11 protein-coding genes are annotated in these 19,013 nt (G+C 41.9%); 10 read left to right on the forward strand and 1 reads right to left on the reverse strand.

The features are described from left to right. Positions 1–8: 8 nt before the first annotated feature. From AAHN97_RS26795 to AAHN97_RS26805, 3 genes are all read left to right on the forward strand, one after another. Positions 9–2,795 (forward strand): M16 family metallopeptidase, encoded by a 2,787-nt coding sequence (locus AAHN97_RS26795; RefSeq protein ID WP_343305145.1) that lies wholly within the window; start codon positions 9–11, stop codon positions 2,793–2,795. Then, positions 2,795–5,437 (forward strand): TonB-dependent receptor, encoded by a 2,643-nt coding sequence (locus AAHN97_RS26800; RefSeq protein ID WP_343305146.1) that lies wholly within the window; start codon positions 2,795–2,797, stop codon positions 5,435–5,437. Before AAHN97_RS26795 ends, AAHN97_RS26800 begins: the two co-directional genes overlap by 1 nt. A 306-nt stretch (positions 5,438–5,743) precedes the next feature. Continuing rightward, a complete protein-coding gene (locus tag AAHN97_RS26805; RefSeq protein ID WP_343305147.1) occupies positions 5,744–6,247 on the forward strand; it encodes a hypothetical protein in 504 nt (167 codons plus the stop codon). 69 nt (positions 6,248–6,316) lie between these two features. On the opposite strand, the gene AAHN97_RS26810 is transcribed toward AAHN97_RS26805, so the two are convergent. Next, positions 6,317–7,537, reverse strand: a complete 1,221-nt coding sequence (locus AAHN97_RS26810) for an MFS transporter (RefSeq protein WP_343305148.1) — start codon at positions 7,535–7,537, stop codon at positions 6,317–6,319. Positions 7,538–7,688: 151 nt separating this feature from the next. Between AAHN97_RS26810 and AAHN97_RS26815 the strand changes: the two genes are divergently transcribed. The 7 genes from AAHN97_RS26815 to AAHN97_RS26845 all read left to right on the forward strand — a co-directional run bounded on the left by AAHN97_RS26815 (position 7,689) and on the right by AAHN97_RS26845 (position 18,940). After that, positions 7,689–8,285, forward strand: a complete 597-nt coding sequence (locus AAHN97_RS26815) for a TetR/AcrR family transcriptional regulator (protein ID WP_343305149.1) — start codon at positions 7,689–7,691, stop codon at positions 8,283–8,285. A 46-nt stretch (positions 8,286–8,331) separates the two neighbouring features. Further along, positions 8,332–9,078: a hypothetical protein gene (locus AAHN97_RS26820; RefSeq protein WP_343305150.1), complete on the forward strand. Its 747-nt coding sequence runs from the start codon at positions 8,332–8,334 to the stop codon at positions 9,076–9,078. Between the two features lie 363 nt (positions 9,079–9,441). Further along, entirely contained in the window at positions 9,442–9,984 is a 543-nt protein-coding gene (locus AAHN97_RS26825) for an RNA polymerase sigma factor (protein WP_343305151.1), read from the forward strand. A gap of 36 nt (positions 9,985–10,020) precedes the next feature. Beyond that, on the forward strand, positions 10,021–11,112 hold the full coding sequence (locus AAHN97_RS26830; protein WP_343305152.1) for a FecR family protein: 1,092 nt from the start codon (positions 10,021–10,023) through the stop codon (positions 11,110–11,112). A 396-nt stretch (positions 11,113–11,508) separates the two neighbouring features. Continuing rightward, complete coding sequence (locus tag AAHN97_RS26835) at positions 11,509–14,877, forward strand: SusC/RagA family TonB-linked outer membrane protein (RefSeq protein WP_343305153.1); 3,369 nt, start codon at positions 11,509–11,511, stop codon at positions 14,875–14,877. 31 nt (positions 14,878–14,908) lie between these two features. Continuing rightward, on the forward strand, positions 14,909–16,357 hold the full coding sequence (locus tag AAHN97_RS26840) for a RagB/SusD family nutrient uptake outer membrane protein (protein WP_343305154.1): 1,449 nt from the start codon (positions 14,909–14,911) through the stop codon (positions 16,355–16,357). Between the two features lie 21 nt (positions 16,358–16,378). Then, positions 16,379–18,940 (forward strand): metallophosphoesterase, encoded by a 2,562-nt coding sequence (locus tag AAHN97_RS26845; protein ID WP_343305155.1) that lies wholly within the window; start codon positions 16,379–16,381, stop codon positions 18,938–18,940. The last annotated feature ends 73 nt before the right edge of the window (positions 18,941–19,013 follow it).

Below are 19,013 nucleotides of genomic sequence, written 5' to 3' on the forward strand. Positions count from 1 at the left end.
TGTGTGTTATGATTAATTTTTGTGGCAAAATAGCCGCAGCGGCTATCGCTATGTCTATATTTTTTAATGGAATTGCTTTTGCGCAGGAGGTGCCATTGGACGCAGCCGTGAAAGTGGGTAAGTTACCCAATGGTTTCACCTATTACATCAGGAAGAACACTGCACCTGAAAACAGGGCGGTACTGTACCTGGTGAACAAGGTAGGATCCATATTGGAAACAGATACGCAGCAAGGCCTCGCACACTTCCTGGAACATATGGCCTTTAATGGCACTACCCATTTCCCTAAGAACGAACTGGTGAATTATCTGCAGAAAGCAGGCGTACGTTTTGGGGCAGACCTCAATGCATCTACTTCTTTTGATGAAACCATTTACCAGTTACCGGTTTCCACGGAAGATAAAACCCTGTTCCGCAACGCACTTCAGATCTTGCGTGATTGGGCACAGGGCATTACACTGGAAGGCGCGGAAATAGACAAAGAACGTGGTGTGATCCTCGAAGAAAAACGCCAGCGCCTGGGTTCCTCCCAACGTATACAGGATAAAGTGTTTCCGGTATTGACGAACAATTCCCGCTACGCGTATCGCATGCCTATTGGTACAGAGGAAGTGCTGAAGAATTTCAAACATGAAGAGATCCGCAAATTTTATGAAGACTGGTACCGGCCGGATCTGCAGGCGCTCATTGTAGTGGGAGATATAAATGTAGCTGCAACAGAGAAAATGGTGATCAGTTTATTTTCCAATCTCAAACAACCCGCCCGGCCTAAAGAAAGAGAGGAATATAAGATCCCGCTGAGTGGTAAGAATCAATTCCTGCTGGTAACAGATCCGGAAGTATCAGCAGCCAGGATGGAGATCACCATCAAACATCCTGCAATGGAAATGAAAACGGTGGCAGATTTCCGCGAAGCCACAAAGCGGGTGCTGTTTGGTATGATGATAGCCAACCGCTTTTCCGAGATCGCACAGCAGTCAGAAGCACCTTTCCTGAGTGCCAGTTGCAGTATCGGGCAATCACTGGCCAACCTGGATGCTTTTAGCGGAAGGGTGATACTGAAACCGGGCTTAGCAGAGAAAGGGATCAAAGCTTACTGGACAGAACTGGAACGTTTGAAGCAACACGGATTTACGGCTAGTGAACTGAAAAGGGCCGGCATCAACTTCATGAGCAGTATGGAACGTACTTATAAAGAAAGAGAGAAAGTTCCTTCGGAGAATTACGTGCGGGAATATACACAGCATTTCCTGCACCAGGTTGGTGCCCCTGGTATTGTATATGAATACGAATTGTATAAAAAGCTCATTGCTGAACTGGGTACTGATGAAATGAACCAGCTCGCCGGTAAATACATCACAGATACAAACAGGGATATTGTGATCATTGGAGATGAGAAACAGTCTTTACCTGCAGAAGCTGCTGTGATGCAATGGTTACAGCCTGTAGGGCCTGTTACGGCATATGAAGACAAAAAGAGCACCCGAACGAGCTTGTTGGATCAGGCTGTTTTGCCTGGCTCCATCACTAACGAGAATGTACGCAAAGAATTAGGACTCACAGAACTGGTATTGAGCAACGGGGTGAAAGTAATACTGAAACCTACTGAATTTAAGAAAGATGAGATCGTTTTTAATGCGTTTAGTCCGGGTGGGCTTTCTTTGGTAAGCGATGCAGATTTTTATTCCGCCAGGATGGCTACCAGTCTTATTGCTGCCAGCGGTGTGTCTGATATGACTTTGCAGGAACTACGTAATTTGCTGACAGGTAAAAGTATTTCCGTTTCACCTTACATAGATGAGAATACGGAAGGAATATCAGGCGCTGCTTCCCGGGAAGACCTTGAAACAGCATTGCAGTTAGTATACCTGTATTTCACAAAACCACGCAAAGACCCTGTGGCGTTCGATAATCTTGTTGAGCAGGTGAGGGTATCTTATTCCAATACAGATCAATCTCCGGGTACTGCATTCAGGGATACTTTATCCGCTGTTATGGGAGATTACCATTTCCGTAAAATGAAAATGCCGCCGGAGAAACTGGATGCATTAGATGCAGATAAGGCCATGCAGATCTATAAAGAGCGGTTTGCGGATGCCAGCGATTTCACTTTTACTTTCGTGGGCAGTTTTGATGTGGCAGCTATTAAGCCATTACTGGAAAAATACCTCGGTGCTTTACCTGCCACCCACCGGCAGGAAAAAGTAAAAGACCTTCATTTGAATTATCCGCAGGGAAGGATCACCAGGAAAGTAATAAAAGGGAAAGAGCCACAGTCTGTTGTAATGCTTGCTTTTGGTGGTGCGTTTGAATATAATAAGGCCACTACAGACCAGATGAAAGCATTGGCTTCCGTATTGACCATCCGGTTGATAGAGCGGCTCCGTGAACAGGAAGGTGGTGTATACAATGCGCGCGCCTCTGTGAATATCAGGAAAGTGCCTACGGGAGAATATACCTTCCTGATCAACTTCATCTGTGATCCCCGTAACGTGGAACCTTTGATCTTGAGTGTGAACAGCGAGATCATGAAGTTAAAAATGGAAGGCGCTGCTGAGGAAGATATCACCAAGTATAAAGCTGGTGAAAAAAGTGGCCTGGACAGAGTGCTGAAAGAAAACGCTTTCTGGCTGAGCTATCTCAGCAGTAAATCAATGAATGGCGAAGAGCCCGAGGTGCCGGAGATTAAGAACAGGATGAAGCTGATCACCCCGGAGAGCCTGCAGCAGACAGCAGTGAAGTTCTTCAATAATGCTAATTACATCCGGGTGGTTTTAGTACCGGAAACTAAATGATGAAAACTTTATTATACCTGGTTTTTGGGGTACTACCTTTTTGCGCATATGCGCAAAAAGGTAGTATTAAAGGCCGGATCCTTGATAAAGCATCCGGCGGGGTGTTGGAGGCGGCGAGTATTTCTGCTGTAGCGAAAAAGGACAGTGCGCTGCTGGCCTATACATTCAGCAATAACAGGGGCGAGTTCACACTGAGCGGGTTGCCTGTGGATAAGGAACTGGAAGTATTTGTTTCCTATAAAGGCTTCCGGGACACCGTGATCTTTTTTACGTCATTAGGTACAGATTACCATACCTGGCCCCTGACACGGCAAAGTATTGATCTCAAAGAAGTGGAGATCTCTGCCCGAAGGCCTCCTTTCCAGATGAGGAATGATACCCTGGAGTTTGATGCCACTGCTTTCAAACTATTACCTAATGCTGCGGTGAAGGACCTGCTGAAGAAGTTGCCCGGGGTTATGATAGATCAGAAGGGGAACATTACGGTGAATGGAAAGAAAGCAACTAAGATACAAGTGGAGGGCCGGGATTTTTTTAGTGGTAACCTGCAGGCCGCTACTGAAAATTTACCAGGAGATATGATTGAGAAGGTGCAGGTAACAGAAACTAAATCCCTTGAACAGCAACGTTCACTGGCAGTACGCCCTCCTTCAGAGGATGTGACCATCAACCTGAAACTGAAAAAGAATAAGAAGAATGGATTGTTTGGGAATGCATCGGCGGGTATTGGTACAGATTCCCGTTATGCGGGGAACGCATCTGTTAATTCCTTTGGTGATCCGGAACGGCTCAGTTTTTACGGGTCTGCAGGGAATGCGCCAAATGGAGAATCAGGCGCTGTAGTGGCAACAGTGGGAGCTTCGTCTTCTCCCGGCTTTTCCGGAGGTGGCATTACAGATGCACAATCTGCCGGCTTTAACCTGAATACAAAATACGGTAAGAAGGTGTCCATAGACGCCAGTTACAATTTCTCCCGTAGTGAAACCCGGAAGGAAACATTCAGGGACCGGCTGAACCTTTTGCCAGATAGTAGTTTCTGGTATAACAGCCATGAATCTGAACTGGATTATTCCCGCAACCATAGTTTGTCTGCCGGTATCACTTATGAACGGGATTCTTTTACTGTTCTCACAGTGCGGCCAACTATTCAATTCGGCAATAGACGGGGTGCTTCTTTTATCAATGCCGGCTCACATGCCATGAGAACAGGTGTTGTTGGTGACGGAGATCAATGGAGTTTTGGAAATGAACTTAGTTTTAATAAAACGTCAAAAGACCGCAGGCTGAATTTGAATATAACCTGGAGGATGGGCATGAATAACCGCACAGACAGGCAGTTGAATAATTCCATCTATCACCTTGATACGATCGATCAGCATTCACTTCAGGATGAGAAGGCCTTCAGCCACAATGCTACTTTTAACTTGTCCGGCAAGTTGGGAGGGCGTTTTGTTGCTGCATTGGTATATACACTAGACCGGAATAACAGCCATTTTTTAAAAGAAACCTTTTCTTCGGGATCTAAACTGATCGATAGCACATTATCCAGTAATAATAAAAACATCAATACCACGCAGGTGCCTTCTGCGCAGATCGCTTATAAGGGAGAGCGGCTGAGCATTGCATTGAATGCGGGCATCCGGTTCATGCAGCAGGAGAATAAGTTATTATGGAAGGATTCGGCGATAGTTATTAAGCAGCGACAGTTCTCTCCTAATCTTCAGATGAATTATACAATGGGGCAGAACGGACATCTGGGTTTAGGTTATACTGTTAGCTCCACAGCACCTACTGCGGAACAACTTGCACCTGCCGTGGATAATTCCAATCCCCTGTACATCCGGTTGGGGAATCCTGCATTAAAAACAGGGATCACCCATTCCTTTTATGCCAATATGTTCCGCTATATCCCGCAAAAGGGTATTGGTATGAATATGATGGGGAATGGCACTTTCATGCGTAACCAGATAGTGAATGATGTGTTTTACGATACATCCGGCAGGCAGGTAAGTACCTTCCGGAATGTGAGCGGAGGAAGGACCATCCAGTTAACAGCGATGGTGAATGGTACGCGGAAATGGAAACATTGGAATGTAAGAGGAGGTTTGAATGTGGGAGGCGCTAATCATCGTGAGATCGGTTTTGTAGAAAAGCTGCGTAACGAATCCCAGGGCTGGAGAGTGAATGGATACCTGGATGTATCTGTCAGCTGGAAAGAGTTGTATACTATTTCTCTCAGTGCTGAAAACGGGTGGAATACAACTGCCTACTCTCTTCCGGGTTTAAAAGATGTAAGCTACAATACACAGGGATATACCGGGCAATTGCAGGTGACATCTGTAAAGAGGATGGAAATATCCTGCCAGATGAATTACAGGTATAACTCAGAGATCCAGGGGGTAATGGTTTGGAACGGTGCCATCGCTTATCGTTTCCTGAAAAAAGAACAGTTAACGCTACGTTTGTCTGTGAATGATCTGTTCAATGGTAACACGAGTATATCCCGTACAACCGGACCTGCTTTTATAGAGAACCTGCGGGTGAATGCCTTACAGCGTTATGGCATGCTCACCTTAAAATATAATTTTAACCGGTTCACCGAAACATTGGCTCCTGCGGCGGGAGTCATTATGATGAGATAAGCCGCCATTCTGATTTAGATTTTGGTAAATAAATAGCGGTTTCCTTTTCAGGTAACTGCTTTTAACTGTAAAGCCAAAGGACTCGTTTGAACCGTTTATGTTAATTGGAAGTAAATAATGCCTCAAGGCGATATTGTTGTTTGTTGGTATCGTTGCAATAATAAAACGGGTTGCCCCCTTATAGTGTTAAGTGATCGTTATTCAATGTGGTGGAGGATTTATTAACATATTGGTAATGTGATTTTGAGAATGACAGTGGTAGATTTTTGAAGGAAAGAGGTCTTTAGTAAAACAAATTAGTTTTACATGAATAGTATACTTTTTAGGGAAAAATTTATTGTGATAAGAGCAAAAGTAAATGGTGGAAAAACAACTACGGCAGGTTTGCTTTTTCTGGAACTTATTAAGGGAGCAGCTTCTTTTTGGATTTTTGATAGTTCATTTAACCTGATTGGAGATTTGATATATGGTGAAGATGGAGAATTGTATGATTTTATCGGTGTTGTTGAATTGGATGGTAAGCTTATTGTTGTAATTAGCCAGGGTGATGATGCAGATGTTTTAGAAAGCCTATTGGATGGCCTGAGTGATAATTTATCCGCTAACGGAATAAAACAGGTTATTGATGTAATTGTTTGTTGTGCAAGAAGCCGGTTTATAAAAAATTCAACTATTGAAATGCTTACCAGAAGAACAGATGAGGCAAATAGGTTTGAGATCTGGACTGCATGGGATGAAAATCTGGATAATAAACTAGGTGCTAAAAAGAAAGTAGTAGAGGAAATTATCAGTAAGATTAAAACTTTATAACGTTCTATTACTAACAAGGGCTGAATGCTTCTTTAAGAAATATTCAGCCCTTGTTGTATCCTTATCTATTTATACAGCTTGCGCCAAACTTTGTTGAACTTCTTCTCTTGCCCTCGCTCTTACAAACAAGGTGAATGCAGCTATTAAGACTATGGAGAAGGAAAGATATGCAACCCCTAATAAGCTTTGACTTTGAATAGGTATTACATTTACGATGCCGTAGCTTAAAATGGAGGTTATAATATACATGGAACCTCCGGTAACACCACTTGCTATACCGGCGTTCTTAGTAAAACGACCCAGGCAGTAGGCAAAAACGTTGTTGAAAACGAAACCGCCAAAGTAGTGAATGACCAAAGTAAATGCCATCAGTGTATAAAGATTACTTACCAGTGTTGAAGAGGCTATCATGAAGACGGCTACAACAGCCTGCAATGCTATGGCGATGCCTAGTTTTTTATTGAAGTCCTTTTTGATCAGCATTTTAGAAGTGATCCCGCCGAGCATCAGGAATACACCTGAAAGCAGTGAACAGTAACCCGTTACTACCGGGGAAAGATGGAAGACATGCTCAATGATGAAAGGGCTTGTCATACCATATACTACCAGCATGGCATAACTGATGGCAATGATCACGAGTCCTAATACAAAGTCAACTGTTGTGAGTGTGGTGCGGTAAACCTGCAGAATGGTCTTTGCTTTAAATGGCTGGAAATGTTTGAGAGATTCCCCGCTATAGATCAATTCGAATACCAGTATGATCACTGCGAAGATGCCCAGGAAGTAGAAGTTGGAAGACCAGCCAAAAACAGCCTGCAGGTATCCGCCTATGAATGGTGCAACGATAGGTGCTGTGGCCCAGATGATGGAGAACAGGCTAACGTAGTGTTTCAACTTATCGCCTGAATAAACATCCACGAAATAAGCCCTCTTGCCAACTACGATCATGGCCACTGTGGTACCTTGTAAAATACGCATGGCGTAGATGAGATAGATATTGTGTGTGGCTGCGATGGTGAAGCTGGCCAGTGCGAATATCAGAAGTGCAGAAGTGCCGAGCCTGAAACGGCCGTAGCTATCCAGCAGGCTTCCTACGAACCATTGACTAATGCCATAGCTCACCATGAATAAAATTAGTGAGAGCTGCACCGCAGAATTGGTAACAGACAGATCACTTGCCATGGAAGGCAAAGCCGGAATGTAAATATCGGTAGCGAACCCGGATAGGGGGAGCAGCGCAAATGATAAGAAGGTACTGATCCCCTGGTGATTGTCTTTGATGAGTTTCATGAGTGTGTGTTGAGATGGCAAAAATAGACTATTTGGTTTATTTTATCCAAATATATTTTTGACATTTGAATTAAGTTATTGATAATTAATGAATTAATTCTATATAAAATAGACTGTTTGGTTTATTTATTTGTAAGTATATTTGCGTATTATGAGTAAAGCAGAACAAACCAGGCAATCCATCATTGAAAAGGCGGCTGTTATCTTCAATGAGAAGGGAATTGCGGGTACGTCTATAGATGATGTACTGAAAGCAACAGATGTTGCCAAGGGCTGCCTGTACGGGCACTTTAAAAGTAAGGAAGAACTGGCCTATGCCAGTGTGGATTATATGCTGGGTAAAGTCCGGGCAAGGAGGGAGGCGGTGTTTTTAAAACACAAAGGTGCTGTTAAAAAAATACATGCTTACCTGGAAGTACAGCGGAATCCGTTGAATACTTTGTTACAGGGTGGCTGTCCTATTGTTAACCTCTCTGCTGAGTCAGATGATACCAATCCTGTGATCAAGAAAAAGCTGAAGGCTTTGTATGAAAGTGGCTTTAAGGCTTTTACAGAAGTATTGCAGGGTGGGATTGATACAGGAGAGTTGTCTGATAAGCTTAATGCGGAAGAGTTTGCTACGAAGATGTACGCGGCGGTGCAGGGAGGGATCCTGATCAGCCGTACTATGAACACGGCTAAGCCCATGCATCTGGTGATACAGAGTTTGAAGGATGAGTTGGAGGGGTATCGCGTTGTTAAGTCCTGAACGATGACTGCTGTAATATAGCAGCGTTGTAGTGTAATTTTTAACTATGAAAATCTTAGCTATGTACGAAGGCATGGCCGGTTTGTTCCCCAAGAAAATTTTGGTGACCCTGGTACATGCGGAGAATAACCAGGTACTGGGCGATTATAAAATGGCCCGTGAACAGTTACCCGAGATCTTTAATAAACCCACGACCCTTGATATGGGCGACCGTTCCTGGCGAATAGTGAAAGCCAGGCCGTTTTTGCTGGAAGGGGTGAAGAAGTTAACCCTGCATGTGGTAGAGCCAACTGCTTCGCTTAGTAAGTTTATGGTACCTACCAGGAGTTATCCCCCTTCCGTGTTAATCGAAGACCCTAAAAGTGAGCTTGTCATTAACATTTCGCTGGAGGATTGGCGGCAATTGGAACTACTTCCTGTTGCCCGGCTGGAGTTGATCCAGGAAAAAATAACCATTATTGAAGGTATGCTGGAAGCTATGCAGGAGGATGCAGGATTGCTGGGGTATGATACTATTTATGAGAGAGAAGAAATAGAAGGGGCTGTTTTGAACATCCCCTTTGATGAATTTTTTCAGTTTGTAAATGGTGTGGAAAAAGGCGAGGTTGAAGGCGTGGCAGATAGTTTTGTGATTCGTTCAGAGAACTATCAATATTATGGTATCGTGAAGGAGAATGTTATTTTAAACTTATGCCTGCGGGAGTTTGATAGTGCCGAAGATGAGTTTGCAGGTGTAGTGGAAAAATATGAGTTGCTACTTGCAGATTGGTGCAGCGGCAAAATAATTTTTTAATTTTAGTATCCTCCACTTTTGTGTTATATTAGGAGTAGCGTTTGAGAGCAACCATATCAATCTATTAACAAAAAGTTATTATTCTATTAACAATTCTGTCATAGCATATACTGTAATTGCATGCAGAAATTCTTGTAAATTTTTCTCCTCTTTATTTTAAGAAATCTAAAAATATCTGAAGTATATTGCCGGCCGAATAGGAACCTGCTAAGCTTTAATATTTTTTATTTTCTGAACTTGTTGAGGATGCAATGGTTTGCTATTGCTGTAACTTTTTCTCCATGAGGTTTGCCCCTCCATACTTGTTAATCATATCAGGCTGAGACTTTATAAGTTATTTTACTAGCTAACCGATTCTTTATTATGGACGACTCACTTATTCTTCAACGATTGAGGCAAGGTGATAAAAGTGCTTTCAAAGATCTATTTGATAAGTACTTTGATGCGTTACTCATTACGGCGTTGCAATACTGCAAAGAGCCCAATGATGCGGAAGATATTGTGCAGGAGGTGTTTGTGGCGTTTTGGGAGAATAACCAGTTTGACAAAATGATCAATGACGCAGCACTGCGTGGATATTTATTCAAGACTTTACGGAACAAATGTTTAGATAAGCTGGAGGCGCAGAAGCGCCTGCAGACTAACCTGGATGCCTATGCATATTGCCAGCGGGAGTCTGGCATAGAACCATTACCACTGGAGGCTCCCCCGCCTATGTGGCTGGAGCTGGCAAAGGGATTGAAGATGTTGCCTCCGCAGACCTTGAAAGTAGTGCAGATGGTGTACTTTAATCAGAAGAAGCAGAAAGAGGCGGCATATGAGTTGGCTTTAAGTCCTAATACCGTGCGTAATCAGCTTGTCCGAGCCATGAAGCTTTTGCGGAAAAATCTTGATGTGTCCAAATAGAGTAGTATAAAAAGAGCAAATGAGAGTCTTTAGCGTATGACTGATAACAATTATTCGGATATTCAAGATCTTATTTCGTTGGAATTAGCTGGTCAGACCAGTGCTTCAGAGAAAGAGTACTTGCATGATCTCATTCAGAATGATGAAGCAGTAAGAAAGATATGGGAGGAGAGAAGCGCTTATCATGCTTCTATGGTCCCTGCCTACGAGAGTGTTAACCGCAAGGCTGCCTGGAAAGGTGTGGCCTCCAGAACTGTTTCCCGCCGCCGCCCGGTTTACAGGGCGATTGCAATGAGTGCTGCTGCCGCATGTGTAACAGCTGTTGTATTAATATATACCTTCTACCCGTCTAAAAATACCAAGACATTTGATCATAGCGCCGCCCATTTGAAATTAGCTAATGGGGAGGTAATTGATCTGCGTTCGCCCCAAAAAACAATTATTCCTAATGGTACTGTTACTAATGGTAACAACCGTAGTTTGACTTACTCCGGGGGGCCCGCTTCCGGTGAGATGAATGAGCTGTGGGCACCTGCAGGCTCTGATTATAAGATTGAATTATCAGATGGTACGGAAGTATGGTTGAACTCCATGACTAGGCTTCGTTTCCCTTTTCAGTTTACGGGTAATACCCGCGAGATCACTATTGATGGAGAGGCTTATATAAAGGTGGCTAAAAATGCTGCTAAGCCTTTCGTAGTACATTTACCGACTGGGGATGTAACGGTGCTTGGTACGGAGTTTAATGTCAGCACTTATGATCATATGGCTGTTGCATTGGTTAGCGGATCTGTGAAAGTGCAGGTTTCCGGTCAATCAAAAGTTATTAAACCGGGAGAGAAAGTTGTTTATGATGACGGCTTGCGCGCAAACAAGTTTGATCGCGAAGAGGTGTTGAGTTGGATGCAGGGCTTGCATATGTTTAACAATGCGAGTTTAGAAGAGATTGTGAAGGTATTGCCGCGGTGGTATGGGGTGGAGGTTGTGTTGGACAATACTTCCAGCGCCCAGAGCAGGTTTACAGGGTACATAGATCGTAACCGCCCGATCAGTGAATTTTTGCATGAGATAAAGGCGACTTCGGACGCTGACTACTATTATAAAGGAGATGTGTTACATTTCCGTTAAGTCCATTCTTTTTAATTGAAAGACTTCCTACTTTCGTTGCGTTATATCGCTCCACTTTAACAGTACTTATATTTTTTATTTGCAGGCAAAGCTAATTCGTGTTTAAACATGAATTGGATTGCTGTATTCAATTTAGCTGAAAGACTTTTTGTTAACTCAATGTGAATGGTGCTGGAAGACTATTGTTATTGTTTGATACTATCTGTTATGGCTACACGTAATATTGTTAATGGGTTGTTATTTGATGTGTTTTTCATGTTGTTCTAATGCTGTTTAATCGCTGTGCTGGCTGATTTGCTTAACATACAGGTAACATAAGGGAGTGGTAGTATTTCACCAATAAAGGGTCTTTGAAGCATAGAATTTTTAAATTATGAAAACATCAAACTGCCGATCATGAGACTGACTTTTACTGCCTGTGTACGCAGAGTAATCCTGCAAGTAGTCCCTTTATTCTTATGCACCATTCTGTTGGCTAATGAAGGCCAGGATGGAGAAAAAATTACACTGTTCGAAAAAGCGATTCCGCTGAAAACAGTGTTTAAAAAAATCACCTATCAAACAGGAATTAAGTTTGTTTACAGTAACCGGTTAGTTGATGATGAACAGAAGGTGAACGTGAGTGTTAAGAATGCGAGTTTAGAAGAAGTGATGCAACAGGTTTTTTATGGCAGGAAATTCGAGTTGCAACGAACAAGTCCAAAGTCGGTGGTGATTGTTGTTCATGAAAAGACAGTTAGTACGAATGAGGTGAAGGAAGCAATTCCTTCCAGGAAAGGTGCCGAGAGCGCTTTTTTTGATGTTACAGGTATAGTGACAGATACGGTGGGAGGGGCTATACCTGGGGCTACTGTGATGGTGCGGGGGACTAATAAGGCTACTGCTACAAATGGAGACGGACGATTTTACCTGCAGGACATTAAGCAGGATATGATGTTGCTTGTAAGTAGTATTGGTTTTCAGACCAGGCAGATAAAAATAAGCAACCAGGGGGACTTGAGTATAAAATTATCTGTAGCTGTGAATAACCTGGATGAATCTGTTATTACAGCCTATGGGTCTACGACCCAAAGGGATAACGTGGGATCGATAACTGTGATAAAAGGAGCAGATATAGAGGCTTTACCTAACAGGTCTTTTGACCGCAGCTTACAAGGCATGGTGCCAGGGTTGCAGATCACGAAGGGTACAGGTCAGCCTGGAGGAGGGGTTAGTAATATGGTGCTTCGCGGGGTTGCTACAGGAGCTGATGTAAGCTATGGCTCAACAGCAAGAAATCCATTAATAGTGATTGACGGGGTTCCTGTGTCCCAGGATAATTTCCAGTCGAGCGTGGGGCAAAATGAGACTCCTATTACGAATCCTCTCGCACAATTTAATCCTTCTGATATTGAAACAATTTCCGTATTAAAAGATGCTGTTGCAATTGCTTTGTACGGTTCTAAGGCCAGTAATGGAGTTATCCTGGTTACTACAAAAAAGGGGAAGGTAGGAAAGACGGTATTTAGTTTCAGACATCAGACCGATATCGCTTCCAGATTAAAAGGAAATATCAGGACTCTAAACCAGGAAGAATATTTAACGCTGTTGTATGATACATATAAAAGCACAGATGCTATTCTTTGGACGGATCAGGCTATTCTTGCTGATTTAAAGAGTAAATTTCCGGTAAGACCTGATGGCAGTTTTTATCCCGCGCCTGACTGGTATAGCGAATTATTTTCTAATCGTGCGGCTACTGTTTCAAACCAGCTTTCCATGTCTGGCGGTAGTGAAAAGAGTACATTTTACCTGAACCTGGAATACTCTAAACAGGATGGTATTATAAAGAAAACGGGCTATGACAGGAAATCCATGCGGTTCAATTTTGAGAATCGTCCTACGTCATGGTTTAAACTGGGAATTAATTCTGCTTTTTCATATAATACTCAGACGGCGACAGGTGCCGGAGAAGATGCCATAACTCTTTCCCCGCTGCTACCTGTTCGTTTGGCGGATGGGAATTATCAATTCGTTTACACGCAGGGAGCTAATTCCATATTGCCAAACCCTGCTGCCATTACGGAGTATAACTTTAATCGAAATGTGGCTTATCACGGACTTAGTAAGTTGTCTGGAGAAGTTCGCTTCCTGAAATACCTGACTTTTACAAGTAATGTTGGCATAGACTTCATGCTTACTGAATCAAAGGAAAAGAATGATCCTAAGTTCTTTGTTGTAACTACACCCCGGATAGCAGAAAGAGATATAAGGAGAACCGGGTTAATTAATACCAACATGTTACGGTTCGATAAGACGCTGTTTTCTGACCACACATTAAATTTAATTGCTGGTCAGGAAGCTCAGATCAATACCGAAAAGGGGCTTGGTGCCAGTGCCGTTGGGACGGCAGAAACACTATCATATTATGATCAGATGAGTAGTCCGGGTTATACCAGAGATCAGATAAGTTCATTCACTTCAAAACAAACCTTGCTTTCCCTGTTTGGACAGGTAAATTATGGTTATAAGAATAAATACTTTCTGTCCTCCAGTATAAGAAGGGACGCATCATCTAAATTCGGTGATCAGCAACAATGGGGTACCTATTGGTCTGCTGGTGCCGGATGGGTCGCAACTGCAGAGCCATCAATAAAGCGGGCATTACCTTGGGTAAATTATCTAAAATTAAGAGGAAGTGTTGGAATGGTAGGGAATTCGGGAGCATTGAGCGCATTGGTGCGTTTTGATAAGTTAAACAGGTACAGATATCAAAACAGAGATGTTGTAGTCCCATCGGGTCTGGGAAATCCGGATGTTCGCTGGGAGAAGACATTTAATTGGGATGCAGGGATGGAGTTGAAATTGCTCCGTGAAAGGGTATCAATTACGGCAGATGTTTACGAGAGAATAACCAGTGATCTGTTGTATCAGGTTAATCTTCCTTCCATTGCAGGCAGTACTTCAATAATCGATAATATTGGTGATATTAACAACAAAGGGATTGAACTTTCTCTCTCTGCCGCTATTATCAAAAGTAAGGCATTTCGTTTCAACCTTGGTGCAACCTGGGGATCTAACCGGAATATATTGCTGAAGGCGAATGTACCGTTATCAACTCTTTCAGATGGTATATTAGGCAATGAAGAAGGCCGGAATTTTAATTCTTTCTATTTACCAATATGGGCTGGTGTAAATCCTGCCGATGGAAAGCCTCAATGGTTAGATAATGCAGGTAAACCAACCAGTAATTATAGTAAGGCTAAAAGAGAATTTGTGGGTAAACCGCAACCAGATGGATTTGGGGCGGTCACACCTTCTTTTAGCTATAAAGGGTTTAATCTATCTGCACAACTTTACTATTTATATGGTGCTCAGACTTACGATCTGTCATTAAATTACTCTTTGCTGACTGATGGAGCTAATCCCTATATTAATCCCGGAAAACAAGCACTCAATTATTGGAAAGCTCCTGGTGATATGGCCACTAACCCAAGGAGACAATTGAATAATACAGATTTAGGAAATCTCATCTCCACCCGGTATTTATTTTATAGCGGATATGTCAGATTATCAAATGTAACATTATCGTATACTTTTAATAAGAGGATATTGGATCCATTACATCTTAGTAACCTTAACTTATTTGTACAGGGTAATAACCTGGGCATAATAACAAATTTTTCAGGGCCTGACCCTGATAATGTAAGCGTTGGCGGATCAACAAGGTTTGAGTATCCCAATGAAAGAACATTCTCTATTGGGTTAAATGTAAGCTTCCAATAGAAGTTTTTGATGAAACTAATATCCAATTTTTATGAAAAAAGTCACTTACTATATTATTGCTATATTGTTTTTTATTCAGACTGTATCTTGTAAAAAGGATTTTCTGAATAACGTAAATAATAGAGGGACACTACTTCGTCAGGAGTATGTTACTGACATTAAAACAACAGAAGAATTTCTAAATGGTATTTATGTTAGACTAAGTACTTATTTATTTACAGGTTACCAGGTTATCTACCCTGATCTGATAGCAGACAATATTAAGCCCGTTATAGCTTCATCAGGTTCGACTCCTTTGCTGTTTCATTATAAATGGGCTCAACTCGCTGACGAATCTGCGATACTTTCCAATCTGACTACTACATCATCAAATTCCAATGGTACCTCCTATACCTCTTATGAGTTAATATTGTCATGCAATTTTGCACTGGAAAAAGCAAATGAGTATAACGATCAGGATCCGGAAAAAGCAAAGCTTATTAAGGGGCAGGCATACGCAATAAGATCATTGGTTTATTTCTCACTGGTGAATATTTTTGCCCAACCATATCAGTTTACGGCAGATGCTTCTCATCCTGGAATAGCCCTTGTTCTTTCTGCTGACTGGACAAAGCCAGTAGAGAGGAGAAATACCGTCTCTGAGGTTTACAATCAACTTATTGCAGATCTTAATGAGGCAGTACTATTGCTCCCATCTAATGCAGGTACTACGCTGACAATGAATCGCAATGCAGCCATGGCCTTATTGGCGAGGGTGTATTTATTTAAAGGAGACTATGGATCTGCAAAAGGATTGGCTACAGAAGTCAGCCGGCAGGTCCCAATTATGACAGCGAATTATCCTGCAAAACTCTTTACTCCAGAAGAAACAGAAGCTTTGTTCCAATTACCTCCCGGAACTTCTACGAATAATAATTATGCTACCACATTCGCTAATTTTTATTTCAGATCAAGAATTCAGTTCAGGGCTACATCAGATATCGCCGCATTATTAACATCAAATCCTGCTGATCTTAGGAAAAGCTGGGTCACTGCTGCCGCTACAAACTGGAATATAACCAAATTTCCATCCGGAGCAACAACTGATCCAACTCCTGATAAAGCCAACGCTTATTACCAGACCGTTTTGAGATCTTCGGAAATGTACCTGACAGCAGCAGAATGTTATGCGCAATTGAATAATAACGATAGTGCGCGTTTTTATTTGAACGCGATACAGAGTCGGGCCAAATCATATGTTACGGGAACAGCTGTATCAGGCAGTGCCCTTTTGGATACAATTTATAAAGAAAGAAGAAAGGAGTTAGCATTTGAAGGACTAAGAATGTTTGATCTGCTGCGCTGGAAAAAGGGAGTTAACAGGGTTGATGAAACAGATCCTACGGTGAAAAGTATACCCTTCCCCAGCCCTAAGGCCATTGCACCGATTCCTAAGCGTGATGTATTGATATCAGGATTAGCGCAAAATGATGATTACTAGAAAGTATCTAAAATAAAAGAAATGAAGAGAATCTTGATTTTTTTGCCGATGCTGACATGCATGTTGAGTGTTGGAAAGTCTGATCTGCGGCAAAAGGATACGGAAGAAAAGGAATCCAAAATTATAGTGGAGGTAGAGCTTCCCAAGGATTTCAAGAGGACCAGTATCCTGCTTAGCTCTATTCCTGCTGATTATGTGAGAAGACCTACATGGCAGGAACATAGACCAGAGATAAAAGGTGATTTTGTAAAATGGACCATATTCAGTGATAGTGCACGGATAGTGGATCTGAGGCGGGTGCTTGGCAGGGGGAGTCAGATACAGTTTTATGAACCAGGGGATAGTATTCATATTGATCTAAAAAATGTGAAACCTGTCTATTCGGGAAGGAATGCGGATAAGTTTATTATGCTGGAAGAAATGTTTGCTAAAACAGCATTGTTAGCTGCTCCCAGGAACCCAAGGTTCAGCAGAACTGACTCATTACAGGATTACCTGGAGTGGAGTAACTATCTGAATGCTAAAGAAGCGATCATGGATGAGGCATTAACAGCCTATCAAGACCGCCTGACGCCGATTGCTTTTGATCACGTGAAAGCAGAGACAATAGTAGAAATTGAGTATGAGCGATTGATGAAGTTTGGTGCGCTTGCCGGAAAATTAATATATGAAGGAGCTGAAGGTAAGCTGGGAGACATATTTGACTCCACAGCTAACAATAAGCATGCTCAATGGCTGCATGCATATACCGGTAAAGTTGGAAATGCTTATTACTTATATGATTTTGTGAGAAAGTCCGTGCAAAGACAGTACAATTTCAATACTACTCAGGACATTTTGCAGACCACAGGAAGGAAGATTTTATATGCAGATCTGGCAAAAAAAATATATAAAGGCAGGCTGTTGGAAGAATGCATGATGTATCTCCTTACCTCCCAGGGGTTAAAAGAACATACACTGAAGGAAAATTCTCCTGAGATAGATACCCTTCTGACGGCATACTATGCGCAACCTGAATATCCTGACTACAAACAATACGTTAGAGATTATGAAAAAAGAATCAGAAGAGCAAAAGTAAGTGCAGACACGAATGCTCCTGATTTTTCCTTGCAGCTTTTAAATGGTCAATGGGTAGATAAACAACTGTTTAAGAGGAAGGTTGTGATCCTGAATTTTGTAATGCCAGATTCTAAGGATTGTGATGAAATGAATAATGCGTTGGAGAAAGTTATGTATAACTTTGAGAAAGATACAAATGTAGTGTTGCTCTCAATAGTTGTTGATCAGGATAAAAGAGGTGAGATCCTCCGCACACTTACTTATGGCTCTTATTCTAATAAGTTACAAACGCGGCCATTGGATAAGGCTTCCCCAATTTCGAAGTATTACTGTATTTATTCTTTTCCACAGGTCTTCTTGTTGGACGGAGAGGGTAAATTTGTTTATAATGGAAACTTCGATACTGAACACAAGACTAATAAATTACCAGATCCCAGGAAGGACGGAGGGAAACAATTACTGAAGGAAATTTACGGACAACTGGCTTTTTTAAATGATGGTCCTTATATAACGCATACAAAGGATTCTGTAATAACTATTGTTGTCAGGAGCCAGGCCGTTATAAGAGACAGCTATACTAAATCTGGTACCGTTCAGCTAAAAGTTCAAACGGATGTTTCCAATGAAGAATTTCCGGTGGTATTAAAAAAGTTACATAAGGAAGAACCTTCGCAGTATGCGCGTCCGGAGAAGTTATTTGTACTTTCAGATATAGAGGGCAATTTTGATGCACTTAGGAAGCTTCTCCAGGCAAATAATGTGATTGATGACCGGTATAATTGGATATTTGGAGCCGGACATCTGGTATTTGCAGGTGATATGTTCGATAGGGGGAAACAGGTTACGGAATGTTTATGGTTGATATATTCATTGGAGCAAAAGGCAAAAGATGCAGGAGGGTATGTTCATTTTATTTTGGGGAACCATGAGATCATGAATCTCAATGGGGATTTAAGATATCTGCAACAAAAGTATAGAGAGAATGTAACCTTAATGAAGCTTCCTTACCAGAACTTATATGATGAAAATAGTGAACTAGGCATGTGGCTGAGGACAAAGAATATCATGGAAAAAATCGGGGACCTGCTTTTTGTACATGGAGGTATCAGCAGGGAGATGAACGCGCTCGATATTTCTATAAGCGAGATCAATAGCATGGCAAGACCTTTTTATTCAAAGGATTCACTTGCTATCAAGTCTTCTAATAAAGCAGTAGCATCAATTTATGGGAAAAACTCATCTCCATTCTGGAACCGAGAATACTATCATCCGTCCAGAAAGACGTCCGAGGCTATATTAGATAGCACTCTGAGGAAATTTGACGTTTCAAGAGTTATAACCGGGCATACCATCGTAGCAAAAGAAATTAGCAGCCATTACAATGGTAGGGTTATTAATATAGACACAAAACATTCTAACGGTGAATCAGAGGCGCTTCTTATTGAAGGAAACTCCTATTATAGTGTTGATAGCCGGGGAAAGAGGGAGTTGTTATTTAATAAAGCTTCGGTTGCAAAAAAATAAAGTGAATACTTCCATTTAGTTGAGTTTTTAGGATAATTAGTAAAAGCTGATTTTGTCCAGTTTGGCTGGACAG

It is taken from the genome of Chitinophaga niabensis (assembly GCF_039545795.1).
Taxonomy (GTDB): domain Bacteria; phylum Bacteroidota; class Bacteroidia; order Chitinophagales; family Chitinophagaceae; genus Chitinophaga; species Chitinophaga niabensis_B.